Source organism: Jannaschia sp. M317 (assembly GCF_025141175.1).
In the GTDB taxonomy this organism is placed as follows: domain Bacteria; phylum Pseudomonadota; class Alphaproteobacteria; order Rhodobacterales; family Rhodobacteraceae; genus Jannaschia.
On record NZ_CP081155.1, the window covers coordinates 3486754 to 3506973 of the forward strand.

Annotated in this window: 20 protein-coding genes; 13 read left to right on the forward strand and 7 right to left on the reverse strand. The window is 66.3% G+C overall.

The window, feature by feature from the left end:
* Window positions 1–57: 57 nt before the first annotated feature.
* Window positions 58–1968, reverse strand: a complete 1911-nt coding sequence (locus K3551_RS17830; protein ID WP_259916423.1) for a PAS-domain containing protein — start codon at window positions 1966–1968, stop codon at window positions 58–60.
* 170 nt (window positions 1969–2138) lie between these two features.
* Here K3551_RS17830 and K3551_RS17835 point away from each other — a divergent pair, with 170 nt between their 5' ends.
* From K3551_RS17835 to K3551_RS17885, 11 genes are all read left to right on the forward strand, one after another.
* A complete protein-coding gene (locus tag K3551_RS17835) occupies window positions 2139–4091 on the forward strand; it encodes an AMP-binding protein (RefSeq protein WP_259916425.1) in 1953 nt (650 codons plus the stop codon).
* Between the two features lie 102 nt (window positions 4092–4193).
* Complete coding sequence (locus K3551_RS17840) at window positions 4194–5009, forward strand: ABC transporter ATP-binding protein (protein WP_259916428.1); 816 nt, start codon at window positions 4194–4196, stop codon at window positions 5007–5009.
* Entirely contained in the window at window positions 5002–5475 is a 474-nt protein-coding gene (locus K3551_RS17845; protein WP_259916431.1) for a hypothetical protein, read from the forward strand. Before K3551_RS17840 ends, K3551_RS17845 begins: the two co-directional genes overlap by 8 nt.
* A gap of 109 nt (window positions 5476–5584) precedes the next feature.
* Window positions 5585–6574: a branched-chain amino acid ABC transporter permease gene (locus K3551_RS17850; RefSeq protein ID WP_259916432.1), complete on the forward strand. Its 990-nt coding sequence runs from the start codon at window positions 5585–5587 to the stop codon at window positions 6572–6574.
* 107 nt (window positions 6575–6681) lie between these two features.
* The gene (locus K3551_RS17855; protein WP_259916435.1) at window positions 6682–6993 is read left to right on the forward strand and encodes a hypothetical protein; all 312 of its coding nucleotides are present in this window, start codon (window positions 6682–6684) and stop codon (window positions 6991–6993) included.
* A gap of 58 nt (window positions 6994–7051) precedes the next feature.
* Window positions 7052–8128 carry a branched-chain amino acid ABC transporter permease gene (locus K3551_RS17860; protein ID WP_259916437.1) on the forward strand — a complete coding sequence of 359 codons (1077 nt, stop codon included), beginning with the start codon at window positions 7052–7054 and terminating at the stop codon, window positions 8126–8128.
* An 82-nt stretch (window positions 8129–8210) separates the two neighbouring features.
* The gene (locus K3551_RS17865) at window positions 8211–9488 is read left to right on the forward strand and encodes an ABC transporter substrate-binding protein (protein WP_259916439.1); all 1278 of its coding nucleotides are present in this window, start codon (window positions 8211–8213) and stop codon (window positions 9486–9488) included.
* Between the two features lie 113 nt (window positions 9489–9601).
* Window positions 9602–10447: an ABC transporter ATP-binding protein gene (locus K3551_RS17870; RefSeq protein ID WP_259916441.1), complete on the forward strand. Its 846-nt coding sequence runs from the start codon at window positions 9602–9604 to the stop codon at window positions 10445–10447.
* A gap of 97 nt (window positions 10448–10544) precedes the next feature.
* Complete coding sequence (gene thpR / locus K3551_RS17875; RefSeq protein ID WP_259916443.1) at window positions 10545–11093, forward strand: RNA 2',3'-cyclic phosphodiesterase; 549 nt, start codon at window positions 10545–10547, stop codon at window positions 11091–11093.
* 244 nt (window positions 11094–11337) lie between these two features.
* Window positions 11338–12333: a phosphatase domain-containing protein gene (locus K3551_RS17880; RefSeq protein WP_259916445.1), complete on the forward strand. Its 996-nt coding sequence runs from the start codon at window positions 11338–11340 to the stop codon at window positions 12331–12333.
* Window positions 12330–13517 carry a phenylacetate--CoA ligase family protein gene (locus K3551_RS17885; protein WP_259916447.1) on the forward strand — a complete coding sequence of 396 codons (1188 nt, stop codon included), beginning with the start codon at window positions 12330–12332 and terminating at the stop codon, window positions 13515–13517. The genes K3551_RS17880 and K3551_RS17885 overlap by 4 nt, the downstream gene beginning before the upstream one ends.
* 168 nt (window positions 13518–13685) lie before the next feature.
* Here the strand turns inward: K3551_RS17885 and K3551_RS17890 are convergent, their stop codons facing one another.
* Both K3551_RS17890 and K3551_RS17895 read right to left on the reverse strand, forming a co-directional pair.
* On the reverse strand, window positions 13686–14171 hold the full coding sequence (locus tag K3551_RS17890) for a GNAT family N-acetyltransferase (protein WP_259916448.1): 486 nt from the start codon (window positions 14169–14171) through the stop codon (window positions 13686–13688).
* Between the two features lie 323 nt (window positions 14172–14494).
* Window positions 14495–14890 carry a RidA family protein gene (locus K3551_RS17895; RefSeq protein WP_259916451.1) on the reverse strand — a complete coding sequence of 132 codons (396 nt, stop codon included), beginning with the start codon at window positions 14888–14890 and terminating at the stop codon, window positions 14495–14497.
* Window positions 14891–14977: 87 nt separating this feature from the next.
* Between K3551_RS17895 and K3551_RS17900 the strand changes: the two genes are divergently transcribed.
* The gene (locus tag K3551_RS17900) at window positions 14978–15730 is read left to right on the forward strand and encodes a YafY family protein (RefSeq protein ID WP_259916453.1); all 753 of its coding nucleotides are present in this window, start codon (window positions 14978–14980) and stop codon (window positions 15728–15730) included.
* A 62-nt stretch (window positions 15731–15792) separates the two neighbouring features.
* The gene (locus tag K3551_RS17905; protein WP_259916455.1) at window positions 15793–16209 is read left to right on the forward strand and encodes a VOC family protein; all 417 of its coding nucleotides are present in this window, start codon (window positions 15793–15795) and stop codon (window positions 16207–16209) included.
* A 21-nt stretch (window positions 16210–16230) separates the two neighbouring features.
* Here K3551_RS17905 and pheT read toward each other — a convergent pair whose 3' ends face one another.
* The 4 genes from pheT to K3551_RS17925 all read right to left on the reverse strand — a co-directional run bounded on the left by pheT (window position 16231) and on the right by K3551_RS17925 (window position 20161).
* A complete protein-coding gene (gene pheT, locus K3551_RS17910; protein ID WP_259916458.1) occupies window positions 16231–18624 on the reverse strand; it encodes a phenylalanine--tRNA ligase subunit beta in 2394 nt (797 codons plus the stop codon).
* 144 nt (window positions 18625–18768) lie between these two features.
* Window positions 18769–19248: a GNAT family N-acetyltransferase gene (locus K3551_RS17915; RefSeq protein WP_259916460.1), complete on the reverse strand. Its 480-nt coding sequence runs from the start codon at window positions 19246–19248 to the stop codon at window positions 18769–18771.
* Window positions 19245–19715: an MOSC domain-containing protein gene (locus K3551_RS17920; RefSeq protein WP_259916461.1), complete on the reverse strand. Its 471-nt coding sequence runs from the start codon at window positions 19713–19715 to the stop codon at window positions 19245–19247. Before K3551_RS17920 ends, K3551_RS17915 begins: the two co-directional genes overlap by 4 nt.
* Window positions 19712–20161, reverse strand: coding sequence for a GAF domain-containing protein (locus K3551_RS17925; RefSeq protein ID WP_259916463.1), 450 nt, complete (start codon window positions 20159–20161; stop codon window positions 19712–19714). Before K3551_RS17925 ends, K3551_RS17920 begins: the two co-directional genes overlap by 4 nt.
* Window positions 20162–20220: the final 59 nt, after the last annotated feature.

Genomic DNA, 20220 nt, shown 5'->3' on the forward strand with positions numbered 1-20220 from the left:
CGGCGGGGGGCCAGCCCCCCGCACCCCCCGGGATATTTTCGAAGCAGAGAAATGGGGTCATGCCAGCACCGCCGAGAGTTTTTCGACCGAAAAGGGTTTGCGCACCACGGGCCAGTCGGCCGCCGCCTGCCGGTGCAGCGGCGCATCGTCCGGCAGCGAGGTCATCAGGGCCACGGGCAGGCCGCGCGTCGCCGCGTCGCGGGCAAGATCGAGACCGGTTTCGGCCGTGCGCAGCATGATGTCCGACAGAACCAGGCCGATGCCGTCGACGTCGAACAAGGCCCGAGCCTCGGCGACGCTGGCCGCCTCCAGCACGGTGTGGCCGGCGGCCAGCAGGCGGTCGCGCACGGCTTCGCGAATATGGACCGCGTCCTCGACCACCAGAACCAGCGTCGGCGGCAAGCCCGGCGGCGGTTGGCGCAGCGGCAGGCGCAGCACGACCTGCGCGCCGCCATCGCGGGCATTGCCCAGCCGCGTGCGTCCGCCCGCCAGTTTGACCACGTCATAGACCATCGACAGGCCCAGGCCGGTCCCGTCCTCACCTTTTTCGGTAAAGAACGGCTCCGCCCCCTTTTCCAGCGCCTGAGAGGAAAAACCGGGGCCGGTGTCGTGGACCAGGATCTCTAGCCAGGTATCGCGGTGCGGGCGGGCGGTCAGGGTGATCGTGCCCCGACCGGCCAAGGCATCGCGGGCGTTCAGGATAAGGTTCAGGATCGCATCGCGCAGCGCGTCGGGGTCCAGCAGGACCGGCTCATCCAGCCCGTGCACCCGCGTATCCAGCCGGATCCCCCGAGGCAGGGACGCCCCGCCCAGCGTCGCCAGCTCGGCCAGAAACCCGCGCAGGTCGACGGCGCGCGGGCGCAGGTCGCGGGGACCCGACAGGCCCTGTATCTGATCGATCAGCGTGCCGCCCCGCGTGGCGGCCACACCGATGGCCTCGACCGCCTCGCGCGCTTCGAGCGGCAGGTCCAGGGTGCCCAGCCGGTCCTTCAGCCCCAGGATCACCGTCAGCAGGTTGGCGAAGTCATGGGCCATGCCCGATGTCAGCTGCGCGGCCACCTGCCGACCCGCCGCCTGGGACAGGGCGGCGCGGGCCTGCGCCTCTTCGGTGACGTCCATCGACAGGGCGTAGACGGCGATCACCTCGCCCCCGTCCCCCGCCCGTTCCGGGGTGAAGCTGACGCGGATGCGGCGGCCCGTGGGGTCGTGGGTCATCTCGAACACCGGCTGCTCTCCGGCGAGGGCCGCGTCGAGGTGCGGCGCGATGGTTGCATAGGGGCCAGCCCCCAACGCCTGTTCCATCGTCAGCCCCACGATGTCGGCGCTGGCCCCCGGAAAGACGGCGGCCAGGCGGCGGTTGGAAAAGGTATAACGCCTGTCGCGATCCAGGCGCGCGATATGCGCGGGCAACATCTCGGTCGTAAGCCGGATGCGGGCGGCCATCTCGGTGGCCTCGTGCCGGGCCTGCCGCAGGGCGGCATTCGCGGCCCCGAGTTCGCGGTTGGCCTGGGCCAATTCTTCGTGGCGGGCCAGCAATTGGTCGGTCAGCACCTCGGAGCGGCCGCGCAACAACTGCTCCTGCGACTTGATGGCGGTGATATCGGTATAGACCGTGACCCAGCCGCCTTCGGGCAGCGGAGAGCCCTCGACGGCAATCACCTGACCGTTGGGGCGGCGGCGTTCCAGATAATGCGGCTCGAACGCGCGGGCCTGGGCCACGCGGTCGGCGATGACGGATTCCGGGTCCTCGACGGGCCCGTATTCGCCCCGCTCGATCAGATGGCGAATCGTCGCCTCGAAACTGACGCCGGGTTGGGTGAGGTGGTTGGGGATGTCGAACAGGGTCGCATACATGCGGTTGCAGACCGCAAGCTTCAGGTCGCGGTCATAAATCGACAGCGCCTGACCGATCAGGTTCAGACCCGCCTGTGTCAGGCGGGCGGTGGTCTGGCCGCCGTGATCTGGCATCTCTCCTCCGTGGGGGCAGGTTGGCGCAGCCGCGCGGCGCGGGCAAGAGAAGCGCTGCGGAAGGGCGTGTTACAATTCGTTAGAATCCGGAAACATCCACGCAGGAATCACCCCCCATGCTGACCAGAAGGAAGGACGCCGGAGGGTGCCCATCCATGGGGAGGACATGAATGACCGAGACCGCCTTGCGGACCATTCCGCAATTCCTGGAACGGAACGCGACCCGGTTCGGCGCGTCCGCCGCCTACCGCGAAAAGGAATTCGGGATCTGGCAGGAATGGACCTGGACCCAGGCCCGGACCGAAATCGAGGAAATGGCCCTGGGCCTGATCGCCCTGGGCATCGAGATCGGCGAACATGTGGCCGTCATTGGCCGCAACCGCCCGCAGCTTTATATGGCGATGGTGGCCGCGCAATGCGCCGGCGCGATCCCCGTCCCGCTGTACGCCGATGCGGTGGGCGAAGAGCTGGCCTATGTGCTGGGCCACTGCGGGGCCAAGTTCGTCATCGCCGCCGATCAGGAACAGGTCGACAAGGTGCTGGAGGTCCGCGAACAGATCACCGGGCTGCGCCATGTGCTGTACCTCGACGGGCGGGGCATGCGGAAATACGACCATTCCGCCATGTCCTCGCTGGAGGGTCTGCGCGAATTGGGCCGCGGGGCCGACCGGTCCGAGATGGACCGCCGCCGCGCCCAGCAGACCGGCGAGACGACCTGCGTGATGCTTTATACCTCGGGCACCACCGGGCGGCCCAAGGGCGTGGTGCTCAGCCATGACAACATCGTCGCCACGTCCCGCGCCTCGTCCGAATTCGACCGCCTGCGCCAGACCGACGAGGTTCTGGCCTATCTGCCGATGGCCTGGGTGGGGGATTTCATCTTTTCCATCGGTCAGGCCATGGTCACCGGGTTCACGGTCAACTGCCCCGAAAGCGAGCACACGATCATGCACGATCTGCGCGAGATCGGGCCAACCTATTACTTCGCCCCGCCCCGCGTGTTCGAGACCCAGCTGACCAACGTCATGATCCGCATGGAAGACGCGGGCCGCTTCAAGAAGGGCCTGTTCGATCGCGCCATGGCCCACGCCAAGACCATCGGCCCCAAACTGCTGGACGGCGAAGAGGTGTCGTTCGGGGATCGTCTGAAATACCGCATCAACGAATTGCTGGTCTTCGGCCCGCTCAAGAACACCCTGGGCCTGAGCAGGGTGCGCGTGGGCTATACCGCCGGGGAGGCGATCGGGCCGGAACTGTTCGATTTCTACCGGAGCATCGGGATCAACCTGAAACAGCTTTATGGTCAGACCGAGGCCTCGGTCTTCATCACCCAACAAAAGGACAACGAAGTCCGATCCGATACCGTGGGCACGCCGACGCCGGGGGTGGAGTTGAAGATCGCCGAGAACGGCGAGGTGTTCTACCGTTCTCCGGGGACCTTTGTGGAGTATTACAACAACCCGGAATCCACCGCGTCCACCAAAGACCCCGAAGGCTGGGTGGCCACCGGCGATGCGGGTTTCATCGAGGAGGCCTCGGGCCACCTGCGGATCATCGACCGGGCCAAGGACGTGGGCAAGATGGGCAACGGCGCGCTGTTCGCGCCCAAGTTCGTCGAGAACAAGCTGAAGTTCTATCCCGACATCTTCGAGGCCGTGGTCTTCGGCAACGGGCGCAACCGCTGCGTGGCCTTCATCAACATTGACCTGACGGCGGTGGGCAATTGGGCGGAACGCAACAACATCGCCTACGCCTCCTACCAGGAACTGGCGCAGCACCCCCGCGTGCTTGAGACGATCACCAGCCACGTCAACGCAGTCAACAAGCTGGTCGCCCAGGACGAGATGCTGTCGTCCTGCCAGGTCCACCGCTTCCTGGTGCTGCACAAGCAGCTGGATGCCGACGACGATGAGATGACGCGCACCCAGAAGGTCCGCCGCCGGATCATCGAGGAGAAATACGCCGACCTGATCGAGGGGCTCTATAGCGATGTGGGCGAGGTCTATACCGAGACCGAAGTGACCTACGAGGACGGCCGCAAGGGCCTCATCCGCGCGACGGTCAAGATGTGCGATGCCAAGGTCGTGCCGGTGGCCGTCAAGACGTTGGAGGCGGCGGAATGAAGGCGACAGTCGACCGATCCACCTGCGCCCGTAGGGTGGGTGAAACCCACCACGACCCCATCCGCCAACGGTGGGTTTCACCCACCCTACAAGGGATGTCCCATGCTTGACGCCACCCCCCACACCACCCCCGACGGGCGTACCATCGGCGGCACCGTTCTGGACCTGCGCAACATCACCCTGCGCTTCGGCGGGGTGGAGGCGATCAAGGATATCTCCTTCGACATCCGCGAGGGCGAGATCCGGGCGATCATCGGGCCCAACGGCGCGGGCAAGTCGTCCATGCTCAACGTCATCTCGGGCTTCTATGTCCCGCAGGAGGGCGAGGTCTGGTTTCGGGGCAAGCCGCGTCCGCAGATGAAACCCTATCAAGTGGCGCAGCAGGGCATCGCCCGGACGTTCCAGAACATCGCGCTCTTCGAGGGGATGACGGTTCTGGACAACGTGATGACCGGGCGTCTGGGCTTCATGTCGACGAACCTGTTCAGCCAGGGCCTTTGGTGGGGTCGTGCCGCCCGCGAAGAGGTCGAGAACCGTGCCGCCGTCGAACGCGTCATCGACTTCCTGGAGATCCAGGCCATCCGCAAGACGCCGGTGGGCCGCCTGCCCTATGGATTGAAGAAGCGGGTGGAATTGGCCCGCGCCCTGGCCGCCGAGCCGAAGCTTCTGCTGCTGGACGAACCCATGGCCGGGATGAACGTCGAGGAGAAGGAGGACATGTCCCGCTTCATCCTGGACGTGAACGATGAGTTCGGCACGACGATTGCATTGATCGAACACGACATGGGCGTGGTCATGGACCTGTCGGACCGCGTCGTGGTCATGGACTACGGCCGCAAGATCGGGGACGGCACGCCCGACGAGGTGCGCAACAACCAGGATGTGATCGACGCCTACCTGGGGGTGGCGCATGATTGAGCCGGGGGTCCCGCGTGCCGCGTTGCGCCGCCTGGCGGCGTCGCGCCGGGCGAGGGGCGCTGCCCCTCGCGCTCCCCGAGGTATTTATGGCCAGAGGAAGGGGGCGGCCCTCGTCTGTGTTCTGGCGCTGGCGGGCCCTGTCGGGGCCGGGCCGCTGTGGGAGACATTCGCGGCGCGCTGCCTTACGCCCTATGAGCATCTGGCCCTGCCCGACACGCGTGGGCTGACCCAGGCCGTGGGGCGCTGGTCGGACGGCGATGCCATCGATCTGGAACTGACGCCGGAGACCTGCACCGCGTTGGGTGTTGCCGAGGGGTCGCTGGGCGACCTGCTGGCCACGCGCGAACACCCCTACGAAGAGGTCGCGCCGGGTATCTGGCATTCCGACCGCTGGCGTGAACCCCGACTTGAAGTGACCGCAGGCCCGGATCGTTTTACCGCGCGGGAGACCGACCTTGAAAGCTGACGTCACCGACCCGGGACGGCCCGCCCCAGCGCGTCGGCCGAACCCGAGCCCGATTTTATTCTCGCGCAGGGCACCCCAGGTGCCGCGCCCGCAACCGAGGGTCTGAGACATGCCTGACCAACTCCTTTTCGCAATCGAGGTCTCGCTCAACGGGCTGATGGCCGGGGTGATGTATTCGCTCGTGGCGCTGGGCTTCGTGCTGATCTTCAAGGCCTCGGGGATCTTCAACTATGCTCAGGGGGTCATGGCGCTGTTCGCGGCGATGACGCTGGTGGGCATCCAGAACGGGCAGGTCCCATTCGCGCACCTGATCAACGCCACCTTCGGGACCAACATCCACCACTTCGGCTGGCACGTGCCCGCGCTGGCGGCGATCCTGCTGACGGTGGTGGTGATGGCGGGATTTGCCTGGGCGGTGAACCGCTTCGTGTTCCGGCACCTGGTCAATCAGGAGCCGATCATCCTGTTCATGGCCACCATCGGGCTGGCCTATTTCCTGGAAGGCGTGGCCGACCTGATGTGGGGGGCCGAGATCAAGAAGCTGGACGTGGGCCTGCCGCAGGGCATCAACGACTGGATCGACACCACCACCTTCGAGATCTTCGGCTACGGCTTCTTCATCGACAACCTCGACCTCGTGGCCACAGTGATCGCGGCGCTGCTTGTCGGGGGGCTGGTGATCTTTTCGCAGTACACCAAGCAGGGGCGCGCGCTGCGGGCGGTGGCCGATGACCATCAGGCGGCGCTGTCGGTAGGCATCTCGCTCAACTTCATCTGGGTGCTGGTCTGGTCGATCGCGGGCTTCGTGGCGCTGGTTGCGGGGATCATGTGGGGGGCCAAGTCGGGGGTGCAGTTTTCGCTGTCGCTGATCGCGCTCAAGGCGCTGCCGGTCCTGATGCTGGGCGGCTTCACCTCGATCCCGGGCGCCATCGTCGGCGGGCTGATCATCGGGGTCGGCGAAAAGCTGTTCGAGTTCGCCATCGGCGCGCCATTTCTAGGCGGCGCGACCGAGAACTGGTTCGCCTATGTGCTGGCCCTGATCTTCCTGGTGTTCCGCCCGCAGGGCCTGTTCGGGGAGAAGATCATTGAGAGGGTGTGAGGTGGCGCTTGACCGGCCCCGCAAACGCCGCGGCTTGGCCGTGTTCCAGACCAATTCTCTTCCGATAGGTCGGCCGGAATCTGTGCAGAAGCCATGGGAGTCGCGGCGTGGGACGGATAATCGGATACGTCTTTCTTACCTTGGCTGCGCTAACCGCCGTGTCGGGGATCGCAGATCTGATGGCCCTTCGCGTCAATCGCTCCCTGCTCTTCCCCTTTGGCCCGCATCTCGCGCAATTCCTGATCGCCGCCTATGCCAGCTCGATCTTTTGCCTGCTCTTTTCCGCATGGCTGAGCTTCGCAATCCAGGCGATCCGGGATGCGCAGGACGAGATCCTGGAACGTCTTTCAGGGCGACGTCCGGACGTCATGACCCGAAGGTTCGAGCCGCAGCTAAACCGAAACCCCGGACCGACCTGAGGCAGCGCACAGTCCACCTCGACGTCGCCTTCGGAACGACACAGAGAGGGGCCGTCTGATGCTCTATCGCGAGGCCGGAGACTTCAAAACCTCCTACACCGCCGACAACCAAACCTTTCCGATCAAGTTCGACCGCTGGGGATATTGGGCGATCCTGGCCATCGGCGCGGTCGTCATCCCCTTTCTGGTCAGCGACTACTGGGCCAGCTCGTTTCTGGTGCCGTTCCTGATCTACGCCATCGCCGCCCTGGGGCTGAACATCCTGACGGGCTACACCGGGCAGGTCAGCCTGGGCACCGGCGGGTTCATGGCGGTGGGGGCCTATGCGTCCTACAAGCTGATGACCGCCTTTCCCTGGATGGACATGTTCACCGTGACGATCCTGTCGGGCGTCGTCACGGCCATGGTGGGCGCGGCGTTTGGCCTGCCGTCCCTGCGGATCAAGGGGTTCTACCTGGCGGTCGCCACACTGGCGGCGCAGTTCTTTCTGGTCTGGCTCTTCAACAAGGTGGGCTGGTTCTACAACTACTCCGCCTCGGGTCAGATCAACGCGCCAGAGCGGGAGGTGTTCGGGATCATCGTGACCGGGCCGAACACGCAGGCCTGGGCCCAATACACGTTCTGCCTGATCTTCGTGGTGGTGCTGGCCTGGCTGGCGCGCAACCTGACGCGGGGCACCGTGGGGCGGCAATGGATGGCGATCCGCGACATGGACATCGCCGCCGAGATCATCGGGGTGAACCCCCTGCGCGCAAAACTGACGGCCTTTGCGGTGTCGTCCTTCTTCATCGGCATCTCGGGGGGGCTGTTCTTTACCGTCTATCTGGGCGCGGTCGAGGTGGGCGAGGTCTTCGGCATCCAGAAATCGTTCCTGGTGCTGTTCATGATCATCATCGGCGGCCTGGGCAGCATCTTCGGCAGCTTCGCGGGCGCGGCTTTCCTGGTGCTGTTGCCTGTGATCCTGAAACTTGTGGGCGTGGACCTGCTGGGCTGGCCCACGGATATCGTGGCGCACCTCAACCTGGTGATCGTCGGCGCGCTGATCGTCTTCTTTCTGGTGGTGGAGCCCCACGGCCTGGCGCAGCTTTGGCGGCTGACCAAGGAAAAGCTGAGATTGTGGCCCTTCCCGCACTAGCGGGGGCGGCCGCCAAGACCGGGGCGCAAACGCTCCGACGCGAACAAGACCAAAATCGGAATACCTTAGGGAGGAACTACCGATGAAACTTGGAACTCTGACAGTGGCGGCAATCATGGCCGCAAGCCCGGTGATGGCGGACCTCGTGTTCCCGTCGCTGAGCTACCGCACCGGCCCCTACGCAGCGGGCGGCATCCCGTTTGCGGATGGTTATGCCGACTACTTCACCCTGCTCAACGAGCGCGACGGCGGCATCGGCGGCGTCATGGCCAACGTCATCGAATGTGAAACGGGCTACAACACCGAGAAGGGCGTCGAGTGCTACGAATCGACCAAGGGCGAAGGCGCGCTGGTCTATCAGCCGCTGTCGACAGGCATCACCTACCAGCTGATCCCCAAGACCGCCGCCGATGGCATCCCGCTTCACACCATGGGCTATGGCCGGACGTCCGCCGCCAATGGCACGATCTTCAACAACGTCTTCAACTATCCGGCGAACTATTGGGACGGAGCCTCGATTGCGGTCAACCATCTGCTTGACGAGAACGGCGGTGACTTGTCGGGCAAGACCATCGCTCTGGTTTACCACAACTCCGCCTACGGCAAGGAGCCGATCCGCACCCTGGAGGAGCTGTCGGAGAAGCATGGCTTCGATCTGACGACGCTGGCCGTCGATCACCCGGGTCAGGAGCAGAAGTCCCAGTGGCTGCAGATCCGCCGCGAGCGTCCCGACTATGTCGTGATGTGGGGCTGGGGCGTGATGAACCAGGTCGCCATCCAGGAAGCGGCCAACATCCGCTACCCGATGGAAAACTTCATCGGCAATTGGTGGGCCGGGTCCGAAAACGACGTGCGCCCGGTGGGCGAGGCCGCCGACGGCTACAAGTCGCTGGCCATGCACAACGTGGGCGATGACTTCCCGATCTATGCCGACCTGGAGCAGCACGTCTTCGGCGCGGGCAAGGCCGCAGGCAACGGCGATCAGGGGGGCACGGTCCTTTACAACCGGGGTCTTTATGCCGCGATGCTGGCCGCCGAGGCCGCCAAGACCGCGCAGGAAATCCACGGCGAGGCCGACATCACCCCAGCCATGATGCGCGACGGCATGGAGGCTCTGGTCATCGACGAGGCCAAGATGGATGCCCTGGGCATGCCGAACTTCGGTCCCGCCTTCTCGGTCTCCTGCGAAAACCACGGCGGCTCCGGCCAGGCCAAGGTGCAGCAGTGGGATGCCGCCGCCGGTGAGTGGAAGATCCTGACCGACTGGATCTCTTCCGACCGCTCGGTCATCGACCCGCTGATCGCCGAGGATTCGGGGGCCTATGCCGCCGAGAACAACATCACCCCGGGCTGCAGCTAAGCCTTCCCTGGCGGGCCGCGCGCACAACCCGGGCGCGGCCCGCCACCGCCCAAGATCCCTGCCCCGCAGGCGGCAAGACCCGCATGCGGATCGCACCCCTGAAAGAGGTCCCCATGCTCGACACCGCACCGGCCCCGGAGAAGACCAAACAGCAAGGCGAGGACCTGCTGGAGGTCAACAACATCGAGGTGATCTACAACCACGTCATCCTGGTGCTGAAAGGCGTCAGCCTGTCGGTCCCCAAGGGCGGCATCACCGCCCTGCTGGGCGGCAACGGCGCGGGCAAGACCACCACGCTCAAGGCGATTTCGAACCTGTTGCGGTCGGAACGCGGCGACGTCACCAAGGGGTCCATCGTGTATCGCGGGGAACGCATTCAGGATCTCAGCCCCGCCGATCTGGTCAAGCGCGGCGTCGTGCAGGTGATGGAAGGACGGCATTGCTTTGAGCATCTGACCGTCGAGGAAAACCTGCTGACCGGGGCCTACACGCGGTCGGACGGGTCAAAGGCGACCGCCGACGACCTGGAGATGGTCTATACCTATTTCCCCCGACTGAAGGAGCGGCGCAAAAGCCAGGCGGGCTATACCTCGGGCGGGGAACAGCAGATGTGCGCCATCGGTCGCGCCATGATGGCCCGCCCCGAGACGATCCTGCTGGACGAACCGTCGATGGGCCTGGCCCCGCAGCTCGTCGAGGAAATCTTTGGCATCGTGAAATCGCTGAACGAAGAACAGGGCGTCAGCTTTCTGCTGGCCGAGCAGAACACCAACGTGGCGCTTCGGTTTGCGCACTACGGCTATATCCTGGAATCCGGTCGCGTCGTGATGGACGGCCCGGCCAAGGCCCTGCGGGAAAACCCGGACGTCAAGGAATTCTACCTGGGCATGTCCGACGAGGGCCGCAAATCGTTCCGCGACGTGCGGTCCTATCGCCGCCGCAAACGGTGGCTGTCGTGACCCGCGAGGGCGCGCTCAGCCGCGACCCGCGGTCTAATCCGGGGACCAGGCCCGTCGTCCACGGCCACCACATGACCGCGCGCACGGTGACCACCTGATGAGAGCCTTCGTAGGTCTTCCCCTGCCCGAGCCATGGATCGCCCCGCTGGTGCGCGCCCAGGGCGTCCTGTCCGGTGGGCGGGCGGTGCCGGTCGACGACCTGCATCTGACCCTCGCCTTTCTGGACGACCAGTCAGAGCCGCAGTTGGAGGCCCTGCACGACGCCCTGGACCTGGCGATCTTTCGCCCCGTCACCCTGCACCCCGTGGCCTGGTCCAGCTTCGGCGGCAAGCGGGCGCGCCGGGTTGCGCTGGACGTTCGACCAACATCCGAATTGGCCGATCTGCGCGACCGGGTCCGCCGCGCCGCGCGCGCCGCCGGGATCGACCTGTCGCGCGACCGGTTCCGCCCGCATGTCACGCTGCTGCGCTATCCCGCCAGCGCCCCCGCCGATCCGGCCCGGCTGACCCGTGCGTTGTCGGGTCTGGGGCGTGCCGATCTGCCCGGCGTCGCGGCCACTCAGGTCACGCTCTGGGCGTCGCAGCTGACACCCGAGGGACCGATCTACGATGTCCTGAGCAGCTATCCGATACGGGCCATGGCATGACCGGGCGCAGGTCTGTCCGGCCCCATGCGGGTCCAGGTGGCACGATCATCCCTACGTGGTCGATCGACGCCTGCCGGCGCGAAACCGTCCGCGCGGGCACAGGGAACGCGGCCGCCGCGCGTCGGGCGATGGATCTTCGCAAGGGGACCGGCCGCGCGCCCTGCGCCCGCGTCCATCTGTCCCTGGTCGAACCGAATGGGGGGGCCGCGCGTTGACAGCCAAGCCCAACGATTCGGAGAAAGCCATGACCAGCGCGCTGAAATCCCTTGCCCTGCCCCTTGCCCGCAAGGCGGAAACCCTGCTCGAACGCATCGGGGATCAGGACGATTCCACCCCGGTTCTGGAGCCTTACTTCGGCTATGCCGCCCCCGAGGGCCTGGTTCTGCGGGGCCGCGTTCTCAGCCATATCCGCAAGAACGATCCCCAAGCCGCGCAATCGACCTTGACCAATGTGCGCCAGATGATCCGCCTGTTCGTCACCGACGAGGTCGCGGATGTTCCCGTCTCTGCCGCGGGAACAGAGGCGACTTCGGACACAGAGGGATATGTCCGCCTGATCGTCCAGCGTGACGCATCGCCGGGCTGGACCGATGTGCCCGTGCGCCTGAGCGCCGACGAGAGTGCCTTTACCCCGTTTCCGGTGCGCGTTCCGGGGCCCGAGGCGCAGCATATGATCATTTCCGACATCGACGACACGATGATCGAGACCGGGGCGCACAGCCTTGCCCGCAACCTCTGGACCACCTTCACCGGCTCTGCCCTGACGCGCGAGGCGCACCTCGATGCCAAGCACCTGATGCAGGCGATGATCGCCGGTGAAATGAACCCGGTTTTCTACGTCTCGTCCTCTCCGTGGAACCTGCACGGGTTCCTTGACGCGCTTTTCACCCGGCAGGAGCTGCCGCGCGGACCGATGTTTCTGCGCGACCTTGGCATCACCGACGAAGGCGTCGGCAAAAGCCACGGCACCCACAAGGGCAATGCCATTGACGAAATCCTGCGCGCCAACCCCGACCTGCCCGCCTACCTGATGGGCGACAGCGGTCAGAAGGACGCCTTTGTCTACCTTGATGCCGCGCGTCGCCATCCGGGCCGGATCAAGGGTGTGGCGCTGCGCGAATCCGCGCCGGGCGTAGGCGACGACGATGCCGCGGCAATCAAGGAAATCGAAGCCATGGGCGTGCCATGCTTTCACGCGCCGTCGTTTGACGGGGCCAGACACCATTGGGGGCTTGAATGAAGCACTACGACGACCTGGAGACGCGCTCTTCGGACGAACGAACCGCTGCACAGTTGGTGGCCCTGAGGGCCCAGTTGAACCAGGTCACCGAAAGCCAGGGGAATTGCCTGCCCGAGGCCGAGATCACCGATCTGTCCGACCTCGCCCGTCTGCCGGTTCTGCGCAAATCGCAGTTGTCGGACTGGCAGGCGGCGCAGCGTCCCTTCGGGGGCATCCGTGTCTCGAACCTGGCACATGTCTTTCAGTCGCCCGGCCCGATCTATGAACCCGGTGGCGTGTCCCATGACTGGTGGCGGATGGGCCGGTTCCTGCATGCCTGCGGGATCGGGCCGTCGGACATCGTGCAGAACTGCTTCGGCTATCACCTGACCCCCGCCGGCATGATCTTTGAAAGCGGCGCGCGCGCCGTGGGCGCCGTCGTCCTGCCTGCGGGCACCGGCCAGACCGACCTGCAGGTCCGCGCCGCCGTCGATCTGTCGACCACCGCCTATGCGGGCACGCCCGACTACCTGAAGATCATCCTCGACCGCGCCGACGAGATGGGCGAACGCCTGTCGATCACCCGCGCGGCTGTGGGCGGTGGCGCGTTGTTCCCGTCGCTGCGCCAGGAATACGCCGACCGGGGCATCGCCTGCCTGCAATGCTATGCCACCGCCGATTTGGGCAATATCGCCTATGAAAGCCCCGCCTTGGAGGGGATGATCCTCGACGAAGGCGTCATCGTCGAAATCGTCCGCCCCGGCACCGGCGACCCGGTGGCCGAGGGCGAGGTGGGCGAGGTTGTCGTCACTTCGCTCAACCCCGACTATCCGCTGATCCGCTTCGCGACCGGGGATCTGTCTGCGATCCTGCCGGGTGCGTCGCCCTGCGGGCGCACCAATACCCGGATCAAGGGCTGGATGGGCCGCGCCGATCAGACCGCCAAGATCAAGGGCATGTTCGTGCGCCCCGAACAGGTCGCCGAATTCGTCGCCCGTCACCCCGAAATCCGCGCCGCCCGCGTCACCGTCACCCGCGAGGGCGAGATGGATGCGATGGACGTGGCGGTCGAGGCCGAGGGCGGCGACGAAGCGGCCTGGTCCACCTCGGTCGTTCAACTGCTGAAGCTCAGGGGCCGTGTGACCCGCGTGGACAGCCTGCCCAACGACGGCAAGGTCATCGACGATCAACGCGTCTACGACTGAGGTGTACATGCCCCAAGGCCGCGGGGACGCCGTTTCCTGAACGGGGTCCCCGCCAATCCGACGATGTCATCGACCGATCATGGGTCGGGCATCACGCCCGCCCGCCTGACATGGTGGCGCGCCATGGCCGTCCGGGGACACATGACGAAAGCCCAGTATCCAGGCCGCTCACAACGTCATGCACATCTCATGCCAGGCCATTCCCCCGTGGTCAGAGGCAGAGGGCCGGACATAGCGATATCCGAACCTTTCATAAAGCGGCACGTGATGATCCCGGCAGATCAGGTGGATCTCGCGCTTGCCCCTCTGTCTAATCTGTTCGACGAAGGCGGACATCAACGCGCGTGACAGCCCCCTGCCCTGCTGCGCCGGATCGACGACGACCGACATGATGACAACATTCGGGGCATCGGGGTCATGTCCGACAAGCTCCTTGAAGGCCTCGTCCGACAACACGACCTGATCGGCGCAGCCGGAATTGATGAAACCCGCGATCTGCCCTTCTGCCTCCAGTATGAGAAAACCTTCGGGATACAGCATGATCCGTTTCAGGATCTTTTCTCGTGTCGCCGCCGCGCTGCTTGCGTAGGCCGAAACCTCGATCGCATGGCAACGATCGGCGTCTTCGGCGCGGGCGTGTCGGAGTGTGTGCATCCGCTGACGCTAGCCCAAAAGCACTCCGTCGGCCAAGGCCGCGCGGGGCCAGATCGCCGCGCGACCGGTGCCTGGCCTACCGGGGGTGCGGGCGACAGATACCTGCGCCCGGTCTGCGCAATCGGCATGGACAGTTGGATCGTCGACCGGATCGGGACCGGCCAGATTGCCGGATGGGATGGCCGCACCCTGCCTTGGGGGTTTGCCGGCAAGGCACCCGGATGCCCGGTGCCCCCCGGGTCCGCCCCGAAACAGCCGCGGGCCGGCCATGGGGCCGACCCGCGTTTCGCGCCCGTCGCGGCCCTTGTACAAGGCCGGCAAACTCAGTCCGCTGCCGTCGCCTCGATCTCGAACATCAGGCCCGGAATCGCCAGACGGGTCACCCCCAGCAGAGTCATCGGCGGGGCCACCTGGAACCGGCCAAACCGCATTCCAAACAGGTCGAAGTTCTTCAGTGCCGCGTCCACATCGGTCGCATAGACGCCCAGCTTGATGACATTGCCCAGCGTCATGTCCGCCCCGGCCAGGACCGTCTCCAGGTTGTCCAGTGCCAGCGCGATCTGGGCGCGCATGTCGCCGGGGTGCTGCGGGGCACCGTGGCCGTCAACCGCCGTCTGACCGGCGCAGATCACCTGACGGGACGGGCCTTCGATCACTTCGGCCTGATTGTAGCCCAGCTTCAGCGACCAATCCCAGGGGTTCACAGGGGTGCGTTGCATCGTCGTTTTCCTCTTGTTGATGTCTCTGAGACGGTCCTAGATCTCAACGGTGCCAAAAACTGGCACCAAATACGGGGAACGGCGAAAATGAATATCCGGCACCGCCACGACGCCATCGTCCGCCGCCTGCGCCGCGAGGGCAGCGCGACCATCGACGCCTTGGCGCAGGAGGTCGGGGCCTCGCGGCGGACATTGCTGCGCGACATCTCCGCGTTGCGCGATCAGGGCTTTGTCATCCATTCCGAATGCGGTCGCGGCGGCGGGGTGCAACTGGACCCGCAGTCGATGCAAACCACCGCCCGGCTGTCCGTGGCCGAGGTCTTTGCCCTGCTGATCAGCGTGGCCGCCATGCGTGCGGGGCAAAATCTGCCGTTCTCTGACCTGGCCGACACGGGACTGGCCAAGATCGAACGCGCGCTGCCCTCGGACAAGGTGCGCGACCTGCGGCGGTTTCTGGAATGCATGCACATCGGTTGCATCTCGCCGCATCAGGACCTGTCGGATCTGGGGCCCATCGACCCGGACCTTTTGCCCGCCTTCGAGGCGGCCTTTCTGGACCGGCAACTGCTGTGCTTCGACTATCGCGATGCCAAAGGGGCCCATACCCGGCGGCAGGTCGAACCGCAGGCCATGCTCATCCTGCAACCTCTGTGGTATCTGGTCAGTTGGGATCCCACGCGCGACGGTTTCCGCCATTTTCGCATGGACCGGATCAGCAACCCGGCCTGCGTCGCCGGCACATCGTTCCGGCGCAGACATGTCCCGTGGGAAGGGGACGTGCGCCCCTATACGCCGCCGCCCCCATCGTCCGGTGTCCCGACGTCCCGGCGCAGCCATTGAGCCAACCGCTCCGGCCCCCTAGGTTCCCCGTGACCGTCACCCTGTTCGGGAGGATCCGCCCCATGATCGCCTATGTCACCGTCGGGGCCGACGATATTGCCGGTGCAAAGCGGTTCTATTCCGCGTTCCTGCCCGCCCTGGGCTATTTGTCGGACGAAGGACCGGAGGGGTTGAGCTACGTCCTCCCGCCCATCCCGGGCCAATCGGCGGCCCTGCCCGATTTCTACGTCAAACCCACCTTCGACGGCGGGCCCGCCTCAGCGGGCAACGGCGCGATGACCGCATTCCAGGCGACAACCCAGCAACAGGTACGCGACCTGCATGCCGCCGCGCGGGCAGCGGGCGGTGCGGACGACGGCGCGCCCGGCTTTCGCGCCGCCTATGGGCCGCGTTTCTACGTGGGGTATCTCCGCGATCCGCAGGGCAACAAGATCGCGCTGTTTTCCAGCAACCCGGAGGAGCCGGGGCGCGACGACTGACGCCGCCGCGCGCCCACCTGGTCAGCCGCGCAACTCGCCGCCGGTGGCCTTGGTGACCTTCTCGACGATCTTGGCCGCGACGGCCTCGATCTCCTTGTCGGTCAGGGTCTTCTCGGTCGGTTGCAAGCGCACGGTCATGGCGAGCGATTTTTGCCCCTCGCCCAGCGATCCACCCCGGAACTCGTCGAAGATCCGCACCTCGGTGATGAGGGACTTGTCCGCCCCCTGCGCCGCCTGCACCAGCTTCTGCGCCTCGACGTCCGTGGCCACGACAAAGGCAAAGTCCCGCTCCACCGCTTGCAGGTCCGACAGGGCAAGCGCCCCCTTGGAGGCTCCGCTGGCCTTCGGGAAGGGCACCTCGCCGGGGAAGATCGTGAAGCCCACGGCCGGGCCCTTCACGTCCAACGCGCGGAGGATCTTGGGGTGGATCTCACCAAACTCCGCCAACACCTTCTTCGGCCCGAGACAGATCTTGCCCGACCGCCCCGGATGCCACCAGTCGGCGGCCCCGCGCAGGATCTGTGCCTTGGCGGGCGCGCCGATGGCGGCCAGCACCGCCTCCGCGTCGGCACGGGCGTCGTAGACGTCATGGGCGCGGCGGCTGCCGTGCACGTCTTTCGGCCCGGAATGCCCGATCAGCACGCCGGACACCTGCAATGCCTGCTCGCCCGGCTCTCCGCCGGAAAAGGCGGCACCGACCTCGAACAGCGCCAGGTCCGCGAACCCTCGCGCCTGGTTGCGCGCCGCCGCCTGCAACAGCCCCGGCAAAAGCGAGGGCCGCAGATGGCTCATGTCCGAGGAAATCGGATTCTCCAGCTGCGTCGCCGCATCGCCGCCGCCGAACAACACGGCAGCATCCCGGTCAATGAAGGAATAGGTCACGCATTCGTCGTAGCCGAGGCTGGCCGCCGTGCGCCGCGCCACCCGCTCGCGCATCTGCGCGGGCGTCAGCACGGGGCGCAACACCTGCGCGGGGCGCGTCAGGGGCCGCCCCTCCAGCTTGGTCAGGGACGCGATTCGCGCCACCTCTTCGACCAGATCGGCCTCGCCCAGCACGTCGGGGCGCCAGGACGGCACATGCGCCATGTCACCCTCCAGCGTGAAGCCGAGCGCGCTCAGCGAGGCGCGCTGCTCCTCCGCCGGGATCGACATGCCCACCAGGCTTTCAACGCGCGCCGTGTCCAGTTTGTAGGCGCGCGCCACGTCGGGCACCGCCCCCGCGATCACCATCGCCGACGGCTCTCCTCCGGCATGGTCCAGGATCATCTGCGTCGCGTGGTCCAACCCCTCGGGCGTGAAGGCCGGGTCGATCCCCCGTTCGAACCGATACCGCGCGTCCGAGCTGATCTTCAGCGCGCGTCCCGTCAGGGCGATCTGAACATTGTCCCAGAATGCGCTTTCGACCAGAACGTTCACCGTGTCCTCGGTGACGCCGGAATGGGCCCCGCCCATGATGCCCGCGATGCTTTCGGGGCCGGTGTCGTCGCTGATCACCATCGCCCCTTCGGTCAGGGTGTACACCTTGTCGTCCAGCGCGGTGATCGTCTCGCCGCCGGCGGCGCGATGCACCCGCAGGTCGCCCTTGACGACATCCGCGTCAAAGACGTGCAGCGGCCGGTTCAGGTCGTAGGTGAACCAGTTCGTCACATCCACGAGAAAGCTGATGGGGCGCAGCCCGATGGCGCGCAGCTGGTCCTGCAACCACTCGGGCGACGGCCCGTTCTTTACCCCCCGGATCAGGCGCAGCGCGAACACCGGACAGCCGTCCTGCGTGTCCGCGTCGATGGTGACCCCCACCGGGCAGTCATAGGCGCCCGTGATCACCGGGCTGTCCAGTGGTTTCAGAACACCGAGACCGCGCGCGGCCAGGTCGCGGGCAATGCCGCGCACCCCCAGGGCGTCGGGTCGGTTGGGTGTGATGGCGATCTCGATCACCGGGTCGACCTTGGCCGGATCGTTCTGGGCCAGCCAGTCGACAAAGCTCTGGCCGACCTCGCCCGAGGGCAGCTCGATGATGCCATCGTGTTCGTCCGACAGCTCCAGCTCCCGCTCGGAGGCCATCATGCCGAAACTCTCGATGCCCCGGATCTTGCCGACGCTGATCGTGGTATCCAGACCGGGGATGTAGGTGCCGGGCTTGGCCACGACCACGGTGATGCCCTGCCGCGCATTGGGTGCGCCGCAGATGATCTGTTGCAGCCCGTCGTCGGTCTGCACCTGGCAGACGCGCAGGCGGTCGGCGTCGGGATGCTTTTCCGCGCTTTCGACATAGCCCAGAGTAAAGTCGCGCAACCGGGCCGCGCGGTCTTCGATGCCCTCGACCTCCAGGCCGAGATCGGTAAGCGCCTCGGCGATGTCATCGACGGAGGCGGAGGTGTCGAGGTGGCGCTTCAGCCAGGAGAGGGTGAATTTCATCGTTCAGATCCCGCGGAAAGGTTTGCGACCGCCTAGCGCATCGGGCGGGCGGTTTGAAGGGTCCGGCGCGCCTGCGGCGGGGCGGGATCAAATCCTTCGATGGATTTGACCAGACTTTTCGAAAAGTCTGGCTGCGCCCCGCCCTCAGCCCAGCGTGAAGTCGATGCGGCGCGCCTGGACCGGATGCCCCACCAACATATCGCTCACCGGCCCGCCATCCGTGCCCCCCTGCGCAAGATAGAAGGCAAGGGCGCGCGGATTCGATTCCAGCACCGTCAGATAGGCGTGGCTGTGGCCCATCGCGGCCAGCGCCCCTCGGATCCGGGCCAGCAAGGCCGCACCGGTGCCCTGCCCCCGCAGATCCGGCCGGACATGCAGGTTGTCGATCAAGGGCGGGTCCCGGTCGCACAGCGCACAGACGAACCCCGCCAGCCCGGTGCCCTCTGCCACCAGCGTCACCTCTGGGTGCGCGAACCGTCGGGCCGCCCATTTCTCGGCCATCGCCCTTGGCAAATCATTCCGCAGATAGGCCGCGGGCAATTCCGCGCCGTAGCTGTCCTGCCAGGACGCCAGATGCAGCGCACAGATCGCATCGCGGTCGGCAGGGGTGGCCGCGCGGATCATGCGGCCCCCGGCGTCAGCGCGGCCCCCAGCGCGATGTGGCCCGGCGTGACGACCTCGGCGCACCAACCGCCATGGTGGCGCACGGCGGAATAGCCGCCGGTGCCCAGCGCCTCCTCCATCCGCGAACAGGGGGCGCAGGGTACGATCAGCCGCAGCGTCGCGGCCCCGAGCTGGACCACCTGCCCGCGCAGGGCCGCCAGGTTGATCCCCGAGACGACGAGGTTTCGGCGCAGCACCTCCGGCGTGACCACCCCATCGCAAAGCGCCGCGATGGCGGGAAGGTGTTCCGCCTGGATCAGGGTCACCGCCCGCTTGCCTGCCCGCCCGTGGTCGCCCTGCAGCCCCGCGTCGGTCACCTCCGCATCCGGCACTGAAACCACCCCCTGCCGTCGGGCGGGCCGCAGGCCGATCCAGTCAAGCCGTCCAGGGCGCGCATGGGTCGCCATCAACTCGCGCAGCGTTCTCATCGCGCAAAGGTCGCCGCCAACAGGCGCGACAGCTCTGTCGCATCCGTCTGGGTAAAGGCATCTGGCTGATCGCTGTCGATATCGAACACCGCGAGCAGCGCGCCAGTGCGATCGAACACGGGCAGCACGATCTCCGACCGGGTCGATGACGCGCAGGCGATGTGCCCCTCGAACGCCTCGACGTCCGCGACCAACTGCACCTGTCCGGTCCGCGCTGCCGCCCCGCAAACCCCACGCGCAAACGGGATCACAAGGCAGCCGTGGCCGCCTTGATAGGGTCCGATCTTCAACATTTCAGGCCCGACGACGCGGTAGAATCCGGTCCAGTCAAAGCGGTCGTCGGCGTGGTGCACCTCGCAGGCCAGGGTCGCCATCAGGGCCACGACATCATCCTCGCCCTCGGTCAGGGCGGCGACGGTCTTGTGCAGGCTGGGGTAATCGATCATCGCGCGCCCCCTGCCTGCGTCACGTCCGACCCGGATCCCCCGCAGATCACCCCTGGATC

What these genes read in the sequence shown, in the direction of transcription:
- K3551_RS17830 (WP_259916423.1), bottom strand. Translation starts at nt 1,968, where the DNA reads ATGCCAGATCACGGCGGCCAGACCACCGCCCGCCTGACACAGGCGGGT.
- K3551_RS17835 (WP_259916425.1), top strand. Translation starts at nt 2,139, where the DNA reads ATGACCGAGACCGCCTTGCGGACCATTCCGCAATTCCTGGAACGGAAC.
- K3551_RS17840 (WP_259916428.1), top strand. Translation starts at nt 4,194, where the DNA reads ATGCTTGACGCCACCCCCCACACCACCCCCGACGGGCGTACCATCGGC.
- K3551_RS17845 (WP_259916431.1), top strand. Translation starts at nt 5,002, where the DNA reads ATGATTGAGCCGGGGGTCCCGCGTGCCGCGTTGCGCCGCCTGGCGGCG.
- K3551_RS17850 (WP_259916432.1), top strand. Translation starts at nt 5,585, where the DNA reads ATGCCTGACCAACTCCTTTTCGCAATCGAGGTCTCGCTCAACGGGCTG.
- K3551_RS17860 (WP_259916437.1), top strand. Translation starts at nt 7,052, where the DNA reads ATGCTCTATCGCGAGGCCGGAGACTTCAAAACCTCCTACACCGCCGAC.
- K3551_RS17865 (WP_259916439.1), top strand. Translation starts at nt 8,211, where the DNA reads ATGAAACTTGGAACTCTGACAGTGGCGGCAATCATGGCCGCAAGCCCG.
- K3551_RS17870 (WP_259916441.1), top strand. Translation starts at nt 9,602, where the DNA reads ATGCTCGACACCGCACCGGCCCCGGAGAAGACCAAACAGCAAGGCGAG.
- thpR (WP_259916443.1), top strand. Translation starts at nt 10,545, where the DNA reads ATGAGAGCCTTCGTAGGTCTTCCCCTGCCCGAGCCATGGATCGCCCCG.
- K3551_RS17880 (WP_259916445.1), top strand. Translation starts at nt 11,338, where the DNA reads ATGACCAGCGCGCTGAAATCCCTTGCCCTGCCCCTTGCCCGCAAGGCG.
- K3551_RS17885 (WP_259916447.1), top strand. Translation starts at nt 12,330, where the DNA reads ATGAAGCACTACGACGACCTGGAGACGCGCTCTTCGGACGAACGAACC.
- K3551_RS17890 (WP_259916448.1), bottom strand. Translation starts at nt 14,171, where the DNA reads ATGCACACACTCCGACACGCCCGCGCCGAAGACGCCGATCGTTGCCAT.
- K3551_RS17895 (WP_259916451.1), bottom strand. Translation starts at nt 14,890, where the DNA reads ATGCAACGCACCCCTGTGAACCCCTGGGATTGGTCGCTGAAGCTGGGC.
- K3551_RS17900 (WP_259916453.1), top strand. Translation starts at nt 14,978, where the DNA reads ATGAATATCCGGCACCGCCACGACGCCATCGTCCGCCGCCTGCGCCGC.
- K3551_RS17905 (WP_259916455.1), top strand. Translation starts at nt 15,793, where the DNA reads ATGATCGCCTATGTCACCGTCGGGGCCGACGATATTGCCGGTGCAAAG.
- pheT (WP_259916458.1), bottom strand. Translation starts at nt 18,624, where the DNA reads ATGAAATTCACCCTCTCCTGGCTGAAGCGCCACCTCGACACCTCCGCC.
- K3551_RS17915 (WP_259916460.1), bottom strand. Translation starts at nt 19,248, where the DNA reads ATGATCCGCGCGGCCACCCCTGCCGACCGCGATGCGATCTGTGCGCTG.
- K3551_RS17920 (WP_259916461.1), bottom strand. Translation starts at nt 19,715, where the DNA reads ATGAGAACGCTGCGCGAGTTGATGGCGACCCATGCGCGCCCTGGACGG.
- K3551_RS17925 (WP_259916463.1), bottom strand. Translation starts at nt 20,161, where the DNA reads ATGATCGATTACCCCAGCCTGCACAAGACCGTCGCCGCCCTGACCGAG.